Genomic DNA, 14,466 nt, shown 5'->3' on the forward strand with positions numbered 1-14,466 from the left:
CGTGCGCCGCACCGGAAACGCTACAATGCGGCCCAGCGCCACAGCGCCGGCCGCGGCCCGCGTTCACGGCGCTTTTTCTGTTTTTCACTCAGGCATTTCCCCTCTCGTGATCCGAATCGACCAGCTAGTCCTTCAGCGCGGCACCAAGGTGCTGTTCGACCACACCAGCGTGACGCTCAACCCGGGCGAGCGCGTGGGCCTCGTCGGCGCCAACGGCAGCGGCAAGTCGACGCTGTTCGCGCTGTTGCGCGGCGAGCTGCATCCGGACGGGGGCGATGTCAGCGTGCCGGCGCAGTGGCGCGTCGCCCACGTGGCGCAGGAAACGCCGGCGGTCAGCCGCACCGCGGTGGACTACGTGATCGATGGCGATACCCGCCTGCGCGAGATCGAGGCCGCGATTGCCGCGGCCCAGGCCAGCGGCGACGGCAGCGCCGAAGGCGAAGCCCATGCCGCCTATGCCGACGCCGACGGCTACACCGCGCCGGCGCGCGCCGAGGCCCTGCTGCTGGGCCTGGGCTTCACGCTGGCGCAGGTGTCGCAGCCGGTGGCGTCGTTCTCCGGCGGCTGGCGCATGCGCCTGAACCTGGCGCAGGCGCTGATGTGCCCGTCCGACCTGCTGCTGCTCGACGAACCGACCAACCACCTGGACCTGGACGCCATCGTCTGGCTGGAAGACTGGCTGGCGCGCTATCCCGGCACGCTGGTGATGATTTCGCACGACCGCGAGTTCCTCGACGCGATCTGCAATGTGACCGTGCATATCGAGAACCAGCAGCTGCGCCGCTACGGCGGCAACTACACGCTGTTCGAGACCATGCGGCTGCAGCAGATGGCGCAGCAGCAGGCCGCCTACACGCGCCAGCAGAAGGAAATCGCGCACCTGGAATCGTTCATCACGCGCTTCAAGGCCAAGGCGACCAAGGCGCGCCAGGCGCAGAGCCGGGTCAAGGCGCTGGAAAAGATGGAGCGGCTGGCGCCGGTGCACGTCGCCGCCGGCTTTGCCTTCGAGTTCCGCGAGCCGGACGCCGCGCCCAACCCGATGATGGTGCTCGACGGTGTCGACTGTGGTTATGCCGAGGCCGATCCGCCCGTCACCATCCTGCACAACCTGGCGCTGTCGATCCAGAACGGCCAGCGCATCGGCCTGCTGGGCGCCAACGGCCAGGGCAAGTCGACGCTGGTCAAGACCCTGGCCGGCACGCAGGATCCGCTCAGGGGCAACCTTCGCCTGGGCAAGGGGCTGCAGATCGGCTACTTCGCCCAGCACCAGCTGGAAACGCTGCGCGACCACGACTCCGCGCTGCAGCACCTCGCGCGCCTGGCGCCCGACGTGCGCGAGCAGGAACTGCGCGATTTCCTCGGCAGCTTCAACTTCCGCGGCGACATGGCCACCACGCCGATCGAGCCCTTCTCCGGCGGCGAAAAGGCGCGGCTGGCGCTGGCGCTGATCGTCTGGCAGAAGCCCAACCTGCTGCTGCTGGACGAACCGACCAACCACCTGGACCTCGATACGCGCGAGGCGCTGACCATGGCGCTGGCGCAGTTCGAAGGCACGCTGATCCTGGTCTCGCACGACCGTCACCTGCTGCGCGCCACCGCCGACCAGTTCATGCTGGTGGCCGACGGCACCATCAAGCCCTTCGATGGCGACCTCGACGACTACCGCGACTGGCTGCTGCAGCAGGCCGCGGCCAAGCGCAACGCCGCCACCGCCGCGCACCAGGCGGAAAACGCCGGCGATGCCGCGGCGGCGGTCAACCGCAAGGACCAGCGCCGCGCCGAAGCCGACGAGCGCCAGCGGCTGTCGGCGCTGCGCAAGCCGCTGGCGAAGGAACTGGAAAAGGTGGAAAAGCGCATGGCGGTGCTGCAAGGCGCCAAGGAGGAGATCGACCGGTTCATGGCCGATGAAAGCAGCTATGCCGAGGCCAACAAGGTAAAGCTGATGGAGATGCTCAAGCGCCAGGGCGAGGTCAACGGCGAGCTGGACACGCTGGAAGAGAAATGGCTGGAACTGCAGGAGCAGATCGAGCAGATTGCGTGAGCGGCTGGCTTCAATACCGACTGCGTCGGCAAACCCCGACACCCCTCGCGGACGCTCCCCTCTCCCGCGAAGTGGGAGAGGGGTGGGGGTGAGGGCCGGAGCATCCACGTAGTCAAGGACGTCGGTATGCCAGCGCCTGCCCTCACCCCCTGCCCCTCTCCCGCAAGCGGGAGAGGGGAGCAAACCAGCGGGACTATAGCGTTCCGCGCAGCCCCCAAAAAAAACCGGCGCACACAGCGCCGGTTTTTCATTTCAACTCCCGCCATCCGTCAGCGGAAATTCTTCTCCCTCCGGATCAGCCCCACCGCCAGCGTCAGCGTCAGCAGGAACAGCCAGATCAGCGACCATGCCGGCACCGACAGCCCCAGCACCGGCGGCAGCGGCGCGGTGCACAGGCCGTCGGAGTAGAACAGTTGCGGCAGCACCTTGGCGGTGGGCAGCGCGTTGACCCAGTTCTCGAGCGGATCGATGCCGCACGATGCCTTGGGATTGAGCAGCAGCGACACGTGGTAGACCGCCACCGCGATGCCGGCGATGCCGGACAGCATGCCCAGGCCCTGCCACAGCGAACGCGTGTTCTGCGCTACCGCCGCCAGCAGCGAGAACACGCCGATGCCGACAAAGGCGAAGCGCTGCATCACGCAGAGCGGACAAGGCTGGTAGCCCTTTTCGAACTGCAGGTAGAGCGCGACGCCGACCAGCGCGAACGAGACGACGGCAATCAGCAGGAAATAGGCGCGGGAATTGGCTTGCATCATGGGAACTCAGGTGATCCGGTAGTCGTTGCCGTCCGTGTGCTGGCGCGGCTTTGCTGCGCATTATTACCGATTTTGCCGCGCCTGCCGTCGGCGCCACATGCGGCGCAAGGCCACTGCCCTGTGGCGGATTGACGCATGGGCATCAGGCCGCCGCTGCTTGCCACGCAGCGCGTGGCAATCGGTACAGGCAATGCGGCCGCAACGGGTGTCCCGGCGGCAAGGCGGGATGGTCGAAGCCCGCGGCATCCTGGCGCATGCCGAGCCGTTCCATGACCGCGCGCGAGCGGGCATTGGCGAGCGTGGTGAAGGCGACGATCTCGGCCAGCGCCAGGCGGCCGAAGCCATAGGCGAGCGCGGCGCGCGCCGCCTCGGTGGCGTAGCCCTGGCCCCAGACCGGCCGCGCCAGCCGCCAGGCGATCTCCACGCACGGCGCGAACGGCAGCGCGGCGGACGGCTCGTGCAGCCCGACAAAGCCCAGGAAGGCTTCGTCCGCCGTGCGTTCGACGACCCAGACGCCCCACCCCTTCTCTGCGATCAGGCTGCGGCAGCGCCCGGCCATCGCATCGCTTTCGGCGCGCGTCAGCGGTGCCGGGAAATAGCGCATCACCTGCGCATCGGCGTTGAGCGCGGCAAACGGCGCATAGTCCTGATCGCGCCACTGGCGCAGCCGCAGGCGATCCGTCTCGAAGGCGATGCCGTGGTCCATGCCTCAGTCCAGGTGCCGCACGCGGTCGATGGCCTGCTCGATGCGCTCCACCGCGATCACGTCGAGCTCGTCGATCTTCTGCTTGGGCGCGTTGGCCTTCGGGATCACGGCCAGCGTAAAGCCCAGCTTGGCGGCTTCCTTCAGCCGCTCCTGCCCGCGCGGGCTGGGGCGGATCTCGCCGGCCAGGCCCACTTCGCCGAACACCACCAGGCCGCGCGGCAGCGGCTTGTTGCGCATCGACGAGTGGATCGACAGCAGCACCGCCAGGTCGGCGGCCGGTTCGGTGATCTTGACCCCGCCCACCGCATTCAGGAACACGTCCTGGTCGAAGCAGGCGATGCCCGCGTGCCGGTGCAGCACGGCCAGCAGCAGCGCCAGCCGGTTCTGCTCCAGCCCCACCGCCAGCCGGCGCGGGTTGGGCACATGCGCGGTATCGACCAGCGCCTGGATCTCCACCAGCAGCGGCCGCGTGCCTTCCTGCGTCACCAGCACGCACGAGCCCGGCACGGTCTCTTCATGATGCGACAGGAACAGCGCCGACGGATTGCTGATGCCGCGCAGGCCGCGCTCGGTCATCGCGAACACGCCCAGCTCGTTGACCGCGCCGAAGCGGTTCTTGAAGGCGCGGATCAGACGGTGCGATGAATGGGTATCGCCTTCGAAATACAGCACCGTATCGACGATATGCTCCAGCACGCGCGGCCCCGCCAGGCTGCCCTCCTTGGTCACATGGCCGACCAGGATGATGGTGGTGCCGCTGCTCTTGGCGATGCGCGTGAGCTGCGCCGCGCATTCGCGCACCTGCGCCACCGATCCCGGCGCCGAGGTCAGCGCCTCGGAGTACAGCGTCTGGATCGAATCGATCACCGCCACCTCGGGCTTTTCCACTTCCAGCGTGGCCTGGATCTTCTCCAGCTGGATTTCGGCCAAGAGTCCCAGCGACGGGCTTTCCACGCCCAGGCGCTGCGCGCGCAGCGCGATCTGCGCGCCCGATTCCTCGCCGCTGACATAGAGCACGCGGCGCTGGCCGGCCAGATTGGCCAGCGCCTGCAGCAGCAGCGTGGACTTGCCGATGCCGGGGTCGCCGCCGATCAGCACCACGCCGCCCGATACCAGGCCGCCGCCGAGCACCCGGTCGAACTCGTCGATGCCGCTGGAAAAGCGCGGCACGTCGGCCGCCTCGATCTCCGCCAGCTTGCGCACCGTGGCCGATGCCGCCAGCGGCTGGAAGCGCTTGTTCGCGGCGGATTCCGCCACGGTCTCCACCAGCGTGTTCCATTGCTGGCAATGCGGGCACTGGCCGGCCCAGCGCGGCGTGGTGCCGCCGCATTCGGTACAGGTGTAGACAGTCTTGCTCTTGGCCAACGGAGGTCCTTGCAGAAAAAATCGAGCCGGGCCTGAAGCGACCAGGCCCGTTTATCGGTGCAAATCAGGCTACATCAGGCGACCACGGGCGCGGCGCTGTCCGATGCCGTGATGGTCGCCACCGTGGTCGGCACGCGCGGCGCCAGCGCGCACATCAGCTCGTAGCCGACCGTGCCGCTGGCCTGCGCCACTTCGTCGATCGGCAGGCCCTGGCCCCACAGCGTGACGGGGCTGCCGACGCGGGCCTTGGGGCACGGCGTCAGGTCGACGCACAGCATGTCCATCGACACGCGCCCGACCAGCTCGGTGCGCACGCCGTCGACCAGCACCGGCGCGCGCTGCTCGCCCCAGCCCACGGCATGGCGCGGGTAGCCGTCGGCATAGCCGCAGGCGACCACGCCGATGCGCATCGGCCGCTCCGCGGTGAACAGCGAGCCGTAGCCGACGGTATCGCCCGGCTGCAGGTCCTGCACCGAGATCAGCTCGCTGTGCAGCGACATCGCCGGCTGCAGCCCGGTGCCGGCGATATCGGCATCGCGGCCGGTGGGCGAGGCGCCGTACAGGATGATGCCGGGGCGCACCCAGGCGCGGTGCGCGTGCGGGTGCCACAGCACCGCGGCCGAGTTCGACAGGCTGGCCTCGCCCGGCAGGTTGGCGGTGGCGGCGTCGAAGGCCTCGACCTGGTGGGCGATGCCGCGCGGACCGTCGGCATCGGAAAAATGCGTCATATGGACGATGCTGCCCACGCACGGCATGGCGCGCGCACGCTCCCAGGCGGCGCGATATTCCTTCGGATGGAAGCCGAGCCGGTTCATGCCGGTGTTGAGCTTGAGCTGGATCGCCAGCGGCCCCTTGGGGCGCGCGCTTTCCAGCATGCGCAGCTGCTCGTCGCAGTGGATCGCGGTGGTCAGCCGGTATTGCTCGATCAGGGCGATGTCCTGCGGCTGGAAGAAGCCCTCCAGCAACAGGATCGGGCCCTGCCAGCCGAGGTCGCGCAGCAGCACGGCTTCATTCAGGTCCAGCAGGCCGAAGCCATCGGCACCGCGCAGCGCGGCGAAGACGCGGCGGATGCCGTGCCCGTAGGCATTGGCCTTGACCACCGCCCAGATGCGCGAAGCGGGCGCCTTGCGGCGGATCACGTCGAGATTGTTGGCCAGGGCGGGTTGGTGGATGACGGCTTGGATCGGTCGTGGCATGGAGGTCACATCAGGGTAGCGGACAGGCTGTCAGCGGCGCGGGCGGCAGATGCGCCCGGCGCGGGCTGGAGGGACGGCTCTGTCTCAGTGTCGATGGCGCAAACGTCACCTGTCGGTGTGCCGCAGCACGTACCGGCGACGGATGTGGCGACGGCAGTGGCGACGGTTGTGGCAACGGATATGCGGGATGCCCGCAATTGGCACGCCCAGGTATCCCAGTCACCATATCTCGCCGGGCGCACACCAGATCAGGGAAAGACCGGTCCGGCGGGCCGCGGTGGCAGCCGTTATTTGAACACATTCGGATGCTGTTGCCGGGGGTCATCGGGGAATCGGCAAGGCAATTTGCTGTCAAAAAGAGCCGTTGCCGGGGTTCGGGAATGTCATGTTTTCGTGATATAAAGCCGGACGCTCCGGCCATGTTCTAAAAGCGAAGCATTATGTCAATGACTGTCAGGCAGGCCTCACGGCGCCGCAGCGCAGCACCTACGACACAATTCGACACGGCCGCGGCACAAGGTTCCCTGCAAACCATGGCCTCTGCGGCCGGCACCAGCCTGGCCACCCTGAATGGAGCGCGCGATGGAGAGAAAGTCGACAGCATGAAGAAGGGTTTTTACACCATCATGGCCGCGCAGTTTTTTTCCTCGCTGGCCGACAATGCCTTACTGATCGCCGCCATCGCCCTTCTCACCGAATTGCATTCCCCGCAGTGGATGACCCCGCTGCTCAAGCTGTTCTTCGTTCTCTCCTACGTCATTCTTGCCGCCTTCGTCGGCGCCTTTGCCGACTCGATGCCCAAGGGGCGGGTGATGCTCATCACCAACGCGATCAAGGTGGTCGGCTGCGCCATCATGATGTTCGGGCTGCATCCGCTGCTGGCCTACGGCGTGGTCGGCTTCGGCGCGGCGGCGTATTCGCCGGCCAAGTACGGCATCCTGACCGAGCTGCTGCCGCCCGAAAAACTGGTGCTGGCCAACGGCTGGATCGAGGGCCTGACGGTGGGTTCGATCATCCTCGGCACGGTGGTGGGCGGCGCGCTGATCTCGGTGCATGTCTCCAGCATGCTGCTGCGCCTGGATCTGCCCTTCATCAATACCGGCATCGACACCCCGGCCGAGGCCGCGATGGTGGTGATCATGCTGTTCTACGTGATCGCCTCCGTCTTCAACCTGTTCATCCCCGACACCGGCGCCCGCTACCCGGCGCAGGAAAAGAACCCGATCAAGCTGATCGCCGAGTTCGGCGACTGCTTCCTGGCATTGTGGCGCGACAAGCTGGGCCAGATCTCGCTGGCGGTGACCACGCTGTTCTGGGGCGTGGGCGCGACGCTGCAGTTCATCGTGCTGAAGTGGGCCGAGAAATCGCTGGGGCTGAACCTGTCGCAGGGCGCGTTGCTGCAGGCGGTGGTGGCGGTGGGCGTGGCCGTCGGCGCGATCATGGCGGCGGCGCGCATTCCGCTGCGCAAATCGCTGTCGGTGCTGCCCTTCGGCGTGGCGATGGGCGCCACGGTGATGCTGATGGCGTTCTACACCAAGGACGCGATGCCGCAGGTCACGCTCGACGTGCTGGGCCTGCACATGCCGCTGTACATGGCCATCGCCTACGTGTTCCTGATGCTGGTGGGCGCGATGTCGGGCTATTTCGTGGTGCCGATGAACGCGCTGCTGCAGCACCGCGGCCATGTGCTGCTGTCGGCCGGGCACTCGATCGCGGTGCAGAACTTCAATGAGAACGTCTCGGTGCTGCTGATGCTGTGCCTGTACGCGCTGCTGATCAAGCTGAACGTGCCGATCGGCGTGGTCATCATCGCGCTGGGCCTGTTTATCTGCGTGACCATGGCGCTGGTGCTCAAGCTGCACAAGTACAACGTGCGCACCTTCAACTCGCTGGCGATGATCGGCGAGGACAAGCACCACTAACCCCGGCACGGCGCGGCCACGCTGGCCGGCCATGACGGGTCAGCTCTCGTCCTGCCCGCCTTGCGGCGCTGCCCGCGGCGGTTCCGCGGTGCGCGCCAGCGCGCGCTCCTGCCATCCCGGCGGCACCACGAAGCCGCGCGAGCATTCGCGCCACCAGCCCGGCGCCTGCGGCCCGGCAGGTTCCAGTTCGCACAGCATCACCGGCGACTCGCGGCGCCAGCCGTGGTCATGGCGCGTATCGGCAAAGCGCTGCGCCAGCAGCGCATGCAGCGTGCCGGCGTCGGCCGTGCCGGCTTCCGGCACCAGCGCGCCCGACAGCCACCCGGTTCGCGGCAGGCGGCACCAGCGCCGGCCCGGGTGCGCGGCGGCGCGCGCGGCCCAGGCCTCGAGCGTGGACCACCAGCCGTGCAGGTGGTCCGGCGCAATGCCCAGCGTGTCCAGCCCGGCCGGGACCTCGCCGTCGCGGTAGAACAGCCAGCCCAGCAGGTAGACCTCACTGCGGTCCACGCTATGGCCGAGCGCGGCGCGCGCCTCGGCCGTGTGCCCCAGCGGCAGCTGGCGCTGCACGATATGGCCAAGCTTGTCGCCGAGGCGGTCGACCAGGTTGGGACCGACGAAATCCTGCGCGCGCGGCGGCTGGTGGCCGCTGGCCATCAGGTAGAACTTGGCCGCCATTTCCCAGTGGACCACCGCGCCCGAGGCCAGGTCGCGCCAGACGAAATCCAGCTCGCCCAGCGTGCGCACGCCGTGCCGGCCCGCGCGCCGCACCGGCACGTTGGCGGCCAGCAGCGACAGCCCCTGCATATGGCGCAGCGCAAAATGCAGCAGCCGCTCGGCATGGCGGCCCAGGCGCAGGCTGCGGTTGGCAGGGTCGTGGTCGGGATCGGCGGAGAACGCGGCGTGGCCGTCGGCCAGTTCGTCGATGGTGGCGGGCAGCATGGCGGGATCCGCGCCGTCGAGCCAGTGCTGCCAGGCCTCGAGGGTGCCGGCCGGCCAGCGCGCCAGCGCGGCGCCTGGCACCGCGCCCAGCAGCGGCGGCGACAGCGTGGTCCAGGCCAGGTCGCGCGCGCGTGCCGACGCGGCACGGCGCCACAGCGGCGCGTGCGACGGCCCATGGCCGTCGCCGCCGCGGGTCAGCGAGAGGTCAGGCCCCAGCTCCCGCACGGTCATGGACCTCCCGGGCCAGGCACAGGTCTTCCCAGGCGCGCGCCTTGTCGGTCAGCGTGCGCAACAGATAGGCGGGATGGTAGGTCACCACCACGGGGATGCCTTCATACGTATGAACGGTACCGCGCAGCTTGCCGATGGGCGTGGTGGTGCGCAGCAATGACTGCGCCGCGAAGCGGCCCAGCACCACGATCACGCGCGGCCTGACCAGCGCAATCTGCCGGCGCAGGAAGGGCTCGCACTGCGCCACCTCTTCCGGCTCCGGGTTGCGGTTGCCGGGCGGACGGCACTTGAGCACGTTGGCGATGAACACATTGCGCCCGCGCGCCAGGCCGAGCGCGCCGAGCATGTTGTCGAGCAGCTTGCCGGCCTGGCCGACGAACGGCTCGCCCTGCAGGTCTTCGTTCTCGCCCGGGGCCTCGCCCACCAGCATCCATTCCGCCTGGCGCGCGCCCACGCCGAACACCGTGTTGGTACGGGTCTGGCACAGCCCGCAGGCGGTGCAGCCCGCCACCGCGGCGTCCAGCGCCGGCCAGTCCATCGTGGCGATGGCGGCTTCACGGTCGGCTTGCGCCGTGCCGGCCGCGGGGCCGGCGGGCACCAGCGAGGGCGCAGCGCGCTCACCGGTTGCCGGCCGCGCCACTGGTGCGGCCAGCGGCGCTTCGGCGTGCGTGTCCGCTTCGGCCACCGAGGCAGCCTGCAACGCCGCGGGCGGTTCGGCCACCGGCATCGCGACGGGCTGCACCGCTGCGTCGGGCTGCGCCAACCTGGGCGCGCGCGGCATCCATTCGGTCGGAATGCCCAGCACCTCGAGGAACTGCGCACGGCGGTTCATGCCTGGCCCTCCGCGCCTTCATTGGCGGCATCCTGCGCCGGCCAGGCGCGACGCAGCACCAGCGCGTCTTCGCGCTTGCCGCCAGGCGCCGGGTAATAGCCCTTGCGGCGCCCGATCTCGGCAAAACCAGCCGCCTGGTACAGCGCGATCGCCCCGGTGTTGGACGGCCGCACTTCCAGCAGCATGGTGTGGATGCGGTGCGCGTGCGAGGTGGCCAGCGCCACCGCCAGCATCAGCCGCCCCAGCCCCTGGCGCTGGCGCTGCGGCTCCACCGTGATATTGAGCAGGTGCATTTCATCGACCACCGGCATCAGCACGGCGTAGGCCACCAGCGTGCCCGCCGGATCGCGCAGGGTCAGGCCGAGATGCCCGGACTTGATCGAGTTCTCGAAGTTGCCGCGCGTCCACGGATGGCTGTAGGCGCGTGCCTCGATGCCCGCCACCGTCTGCAGGTCGAGCGCGCTCATGCGGCCCAGCGACCAGCCTTCCGGCAACGCCGGCATGGTCGGCACCGCGGGCCAGGCCTGGCGCTCTGCGAGCGGATAGGCGGCGCTCATGATGCATTCCCCGGCTGGGCCGCCGCGCGCGCTGCCGCCACGGCCTCGCGCTCGGCGATGGTCTGGGCGACCTTGTCGCGCAGGTAGACCGGCATGGCCTGGTCGGCGTTGATGGCCTCGCCGCGCGCCAGCGCGCGCAGCGCGATCGCCACCATCGGCTGCGCATGGGGCATTGCCTCCGGCAGCACGCGGGCGGCGCGGGCCAGGCCGGCCAGGCGCTCGCCAAAGACCGTCGAGGCATTGCCGGCCAGCCAGAATTCGCCATCGGGCAGCGCCACCGTTTCGGGCGCGCCGACCTGCATCGGCGTCAGTTCCGCCCACGCCTGCGCGGCGGCGTTCCAGCCGAAGGCCGCCGCATAGGCCTCGTCCATGCGCGCATCCAGCGCCACCAGCACCGCGGTGCCTTCCGGCAGTGCCGGCGTGGCGGCGCGGGCGCGCTCGGCGCAGGCCATCAGGGTATTGACCGGCACCACCGGCAGCCCGGCGCCGAAGGCCAGCCCCTGCGCCACGCCGCAAGCGGTGCGCAGGCCGGTGAACGAGCCCGGGCCGGCGCCAAAGGCGATGGCCGCGCAATCGGCCAGCGCAATGCCGGCCTCGGCCAGCAATTCCCCGGCGGCCGGCAGCACGCGTGCCGACGAGCGTGCGCCGGTGTGCTCATGGCGCACCAGGCACTCGATGCCGGTGCCTGCCGCGCGTCCGAGCGCGACCGAGCACCACTCCGTAGAAGTTTCAACAGCAAGAATCCAGGACATGGCGCGATTGTAGCCGTTGGGCCCGGAATCGAGGGCTTCTTCGGTTTTATACGGACGGCGCGGCGGCGCGGGGCGGCTATCATCGGGCTGCATTTTTCGCAATCCAGACAGTCCACACGGAGGAACCCCATGAGCGACCTGCAGGCACGCTTCGAACAGGCCCAGATCGACGTCAAGCAACTGAGCGAGCGCCCCAGCAATATGTCCCTGCTGCGCCTGTACGCGCTGTTCAAGCAAGGCAGCGAGGGCGATGCCCACGGCGACAAGCCCGGCATGACCGATTTCGTCGGCCGCTACAAGTTCGAGGCGTGGGAAGCGCTGCGCGGCACCGCGCGCGAACAGGCGATGGAGCAATACATCGCGCTGGTGGAAGAACTGCGCAGCGGCGCCGCCAGCTGAACGGCGCCGGCCCGGCGGCTTCAGGCCGCCGGCACCGGGCGCGGCCGGATGCGCCAGGACGCCAGCATCGCGCTGGCGATCACCACGCCGACCGCAAGGAAGGTTTCGTCGAAGGCGCGGATGCGCGCCGCCTGCAGCGCGGTGTCGCCGGCCTGGCCCAGCACCGCGCCATGCTCGGCCAGGCGCCACTGCAGCCCCACCCCGGCCAGGCTCACGCCGATGGCCCCGCCCAGCTGGCGCAGGAAGTTGATGCAGCTCGAGCCCTGCGCGATCAGGCTGAAATCCACGCCCCGCATCGCCCCCAGCGTCAGCGACGGCAGGATGCAGCCCAGTCCGATCCGCCCCAGCACCGCCAGCGCCACCAGCACCAGGTAAGGCGTCGCGCGCGAGCCCAGTGCCATCAGCAGGAACGACAACGACAGCAGCGCCAGCCCGAACGACACCTGCACATGCGGCGGGATCCGGTGCGTGAAGCGCCCCGCCAGCGCAATCGTCAGCGCCAGCACCACGCCCGCCGGGAACAGCACCAGGCCGGCCCGCGACGGCGTGTACTCCAGCGCCATCTGCATATAGACCGGCAACAGGTAGGTCGAGCCGAACAGGCCCGCGCCATAGATGAAGGCCACCACCGCCCCCGCCGCGAACTGACGGTAGCTGTAGAGCCGCATATTCATCAGCGGGTACGCCGCGCGCAGCTGCCACATCACGAACGCCGCCAGCATCAGCACGCCGAAGCCCGACAGCGCCAGGCCCGCCGGCACGCTGTCGCGCATCTCCACCACGCCGTTGAGCAGGCTGACCGTGGCGATGCCGGCCAGGCCCAGGCCGCGCCAGTCCAGCGGCTGGCGCTCGCCCATCATGATCGAATCCACCGCCATGAAGCGGCGCGCCATCAGCACGGCCAGCAGCGTCAGCGGCACCACCACGAAGAAGATCGAGCGCCAGCCGAAGGCCTCGACCAGGAAGCCGCCCAGGCTGGGGCCCAGCGCCGGCGCCAGCACCACGCCGAAGCCGAACAGGCTGATCGCCTTGCCCTGCTCGCGCTCTTCGAACACCCGCAGGATCAGGATATTGGGCAGCGGCTGCATGATGCCCGCGGCAATGCCCTCGGCCACGCGCATGGCGATCATCACGCCGTAGGTGGGCGAGAAGCCGCCCACCAGCCCGCCCGCGCCCAGCAGCAGCGACGCGCCCAGGAAGGTGCGCCGCAGCCCGTAGCGGTTCAGCAGCCACGGCGTCAGCAGCATCGACAGCGTCATCGCGACCATGAAGCTGGCCGCGACCCATTGCGCGCGCTCCTGCCCCAGCACGAAATGCCGGCTCAGGTCGGGAATGGCGACATTGACGATGGTGGACGAGACGATCGACGAGATCGTGCCCAGCATCAGCGTCGCCAGCACCAGCCAGCGCAGCCGTTCGCCGTAGCGCGCGCGCAGCGCCTGCCGGGTCGGCAGACCCGGCCGCTGGCCGGAACCCTCCGGCGTGGCGGGGCCCTCGCTCACCCCAGCCGCCCGGTGTCGGCGATCTCGCGGATCTTGCGGACGGTGTCGATGTCGGCCGCGTGGTAGGCAGACTTGACGATCTCGGCGTAGCGGTCGTCGCCGCTCGCATCGACGGCCGGCATGGTGGTTTCGTAGACAAAGCGCAGCAGCAGCGCGCCTGGCCCCGGGGTCTCGATCGCCATGGTCAGCGTGCCGCCGGCATGCTCGGGCGTGGCCGCGGTTTCATAGCGCACCAGCCGGCGCGGCTCGTAGACCACGTGGTCCTCGATCGACGCTTCGCCGAAATGCAGCACGCGGTCGATCCAGTTGTCGCCGCGGCCCACCACCTCGGCGCTGTCCAGGCCCAGCACGAAGAGCTCGGGAGATTCGGCGCGCAGCACCAGGCCTTGCCACAGCTGTTCGGCCGTCAGCGGTTCCAGCTGCGGGTTGCCCGGATCATTGATCTCAACCAAGTGCTCAAAACGCAACTTCACTCTCCCATTTGCGGTAAGTCGATATTATGAAGTCTCCGCGTATTCGCGAGACCTTTTTGTCTGCGCGGTGCAACATGGGCCGACCCGCCCCCTCTCGGATAACGGCCAGGCTCCGCACCGACTGAATTCCCCGCGCCAACGCCGCCCGGCGGAAACATCACTCCTGACAGCAGGTGTCAGGAGACCCGGCGCACAATGCGGCCCCTTGCCCACGGAACGCCGCAGGAGGCTGTGATGGAGTTGCTGATCAATATCGATGTCGACGACCTGGCGCGCGGCATCGACTTCTACGCGCAAGGGCTGGGGTTGCGGCTCAACCGCACGCTGTTCGACGGCACCGTCGCCGAAATGCTGGGCGGCAATACCCCGATCTACCTGCTCGCCAAGCCCGCGGGCACGCGCCCGACCACGCGCGCCGCGACCCGGCGCGACTATCGCCGCCACTGGACCCCGGTTCACCTCGATTTCGTCGTCGCTGACCTGGAGCAGGCGATCGAGCGCGCGCTCGACGCCGGCGCCGAGATCGAGGACTGGCCGCAGGAGTTTGCCTGGGGCCGGCAGGCGACGCTGTCGGACCCGTTCGGGCATGGGCTATGTTTTGTCGAATGGAAGGGCCAGGGGTACGGGGCCGTGGCGGGCTGAGCCGATCCATCTCGCCCGGGATAGGCGTTTTCGGACCATTCGCCTGTTGCCGGCTGCGCCGCGATGGCACATTTCCACGCAGGGTCGTGCCTGCCTGTTTCATTGATGCCCGCGTTGTAATAACATTGTGCTGACGTCAGTTTTGGCCACA

The 14,466-nt window shown here is 69.0% G+C and carries 14 protein-coding genes; 4 read left to right on the plus strand and 10 right to left on the minus strand.

What is annotated here, in order from left to right:
• The first annotated feature begins 106 nt into the window (after positions 1 to 106).
• Positions 107 to 2,041 carry an ATP-binding cassette domain-containing protein gene (locus CBM2594_RS09660; RefSeq protein WP_116356641.1) on the plus strand — a complete coding sequence of 645 codons (1,935 nt, stop codon included), beginning with the start codon at positions 107 to 109 and terminating at the stop codon, positions 2,039 to 2,041.
• Between the two features lie 269 nt (positions 2,042 to 2,310).
• On the opposite strand, the gene CBM2594_RS09665 is transcribed toward CBM2594_RS09660, so the two are convergent.
• The 4 genes from CBM2594_RS09665 to alr all read right to left on the minus strand — a co-directional run bounded on the left by CBM2594_RS09665 (position 2,311) and on the right by alr (position 6,066).
• Positions 2,311 to 2,796: a disulfide bond formation protein B gene (locus CBM2594_RS09665; RefSeq protein WP_116357754.1), complete on the minus strand. Its 486-nt coding sequence runs from the start codon at positions 2,794 to 2,796 to the stop codon at positions 2,311 to 2,313.
• A gap of 145 nt (positions 2,797 to 2,941) precedes the next feature.
• Positions 2,942 to 3,505 carry a GNAT family N-acetyltransferase gene (locus tag CBM2594_RS09670; protein ID WP_116356642.1) on the minus strand — a complete coding sequence of 188 codons (564 nt, stop codon included), beginning with the start codon at positions 3,503 to 3,505 and terminating at the stop codon, positions 2,942 to 2,944.
• A 3-nt stretch (positions 3,506 to 3,508) separates the two neighbouring features.
• On the minus strand, positions 3,509 to 4,870 hold the full coding sequence (gene radA, locus CBM2594_RS09675) for a DNA repair protein RadA (RefSeq protein WP_116356643.1): 1,362 nt from the start codon (positions 4,868 to 4,870) through the stop codon (positions 3,509 to 3,511).
• 74 nt (positions 4,871 to 4,944) lie between these two features.
• Entirely contained in the window at positions 4,945 to 6,066 is a 1,122-nt protein-coding gene (gene alr / locus CBM2594_RS09680; protein WP_116356644.1) for an alanine racemase, read from the minus strand.
• A 602-nt stretch (positions 6,067 to 6,668) separates the two neighbouring features.
• Between alr and lplT the strand changes: the two genes are divergently transcribed.
• Positions 6,669 to 7,988, plus strand: a complete 1,320-nt coding sequence (gene lplT, locus CBM2594_RS09685) for a lysophospholipid transporter LplT (protein ID WP_116357755.1) — start codon at positions 6,669 to 6,671, stop codon at positions 7,986 to 7,988.
• Between the two features lie 39 nt (positions 7,989 to 8,027).
• Here the strand turns inward: lplT and CBM2594_RS09690 are convergent, their stop codons facing one another.
• From CBM2594_RS09690 to tsaB, 4 genes are read right to left on the minus strand one after another with little or no spacing between them, the layout of a single operon-like run.
• Entirely contained in the window at positions 8,028 to 9,158 is a 1,131-nt protein-coding gene (locus CBM2594_RS09690; RefSeq protein WP_116356645.1) for a DUF1853 family protein, read from the minus strand.
• Positions 9,133 to 9,990, minus strand: a complete 858-nt coding sequence (locus CBM2594_RS09695) for a uracil-DNA glycosylase (RefSeq protein WP_116356646.1) — start codon at positions 9,988 to 9,990, stop codon at positions 9,133 to 9,135. The genes CBM2594_RS09690 and CBM2594_RS09695 overlap by 26 nt, the downstream gene beginning before the upstream one ends.
• Positions 9,987 to 10,547, minus strand: a complete 561-nt coding sequence (gene rimI / locus CBM2594_RS09700) for a ribosomal protein S18-alanine N-acetyltransferase (RefSeq protein ID WP_116356647.1) — start codon at positions 10,545 to 10,547, stop codon at positions 9,987 to 9,989. The genes CBM2594_RS09695 and rimI overlap by 4 nt, the downstream gene beginning before the upstream one ends.
• Positions 10,544 to 11,299: a tRNA (adenosine(37)-N6)-threonylcarbamoyltransferase complex dimerization subunit type 1 TsaB gene (gene tsaB, locus CBM2594_RS09705; protein WP_116357756.1), complete on the minus strand. Its 756-nt coding sequence runs from the start codon at positions 11,297 to 11,299 to the stop codon at positions 10,544 to 10,546. Before tsaB ends, rimI begins: the two co-directional genes overlap by 4 nt.
• Positions 11,300 to 11,428: 129 nt before the next feature.
• On the opposite strand from tsaB, the gene CBM2594_RS09710 reads away from it, so the two are divergent.
• On the plus strand, positions 11,429 to 11,698 hold the full coding sequence (locus tag CBM2594_RS09710; RefSeq protein ID WP_012353003.1) for an acyl-CoA-binding protein: 270 nt from the start codon (positions 11,429 to 11,431) through the stop codon (positions 11,696 to 11,698).
• Between the two features lie 20 nt (positions 11,699 to 11,718).
• On the opposite strand, the gene CBM2594_RS09715 is transcribed toward CBM2594_RS09710, so the two are convergent.
• Together CBM2594_RS09715 and CBM2594_RS09720 are read right to left on the minus strand one after the other, a co-directional pair.
• Positions 11,719 to 13,200 carry a DHA2 family efflux MFS transporter permease subunit gene (locus tag CBM2594_RS09715; RefSeq protein ID WP_116356648.1) on the minus strand — a complete coding sequence of 494 codons (1,482 nt, stop codon included), beginning with the start codon at positions 13,198 to 13,200 and terminating at the stop codon, positions 11,719 to 11,721.
• On the minus strand, positions 13,197 to 13,667 hold the full coding sequence (locus CBM2594_RS09720) for an SRPBCC family protein (protein WP_198048149.1): 471 nt from the start codon (positions 13,665 to 13,667) through the stop codon (positions 13,197 to 13,199). The genes CBM2594_RS09715 and CBM2594_RS09720 overlap by 4 nt, the downstream gene beginning before the upstream one ends.
• 240 nt (positions 13,668 to 13,907) lie before the next feature.
• Between CBM2594_RS09720 and CBM2594_RS09725 the strand changes: the two genes are divergently transcribed.
• Positions 13,908 to 14,315 carry a VOC family protein gene (locus CBM2594_RS09725; protein WP_116356650.1) on the plus strand — a complete coding sequence of 136 codons (408 nt, stop codon included), beginning with the start codon at positions 13,908 to 13,910 and terminating at the stop codon, positions 14,313 to 14,315.
• The last annotated feature ends 151 nt before the right edge of the window (positions 14,316 to 14,466 follow it).

The sequence above is a fragment of the Cupriavidus taiwanensis genome, from assembly GCF_900249755.1.
GTDB classification, from domain to species: Bacteria; Pseudomonadota; Gammaproteobacteria; order Burkholderiales; family Burkholderiaceae; genus Cupriavidus; species Cupriavidus taiwanensis_D.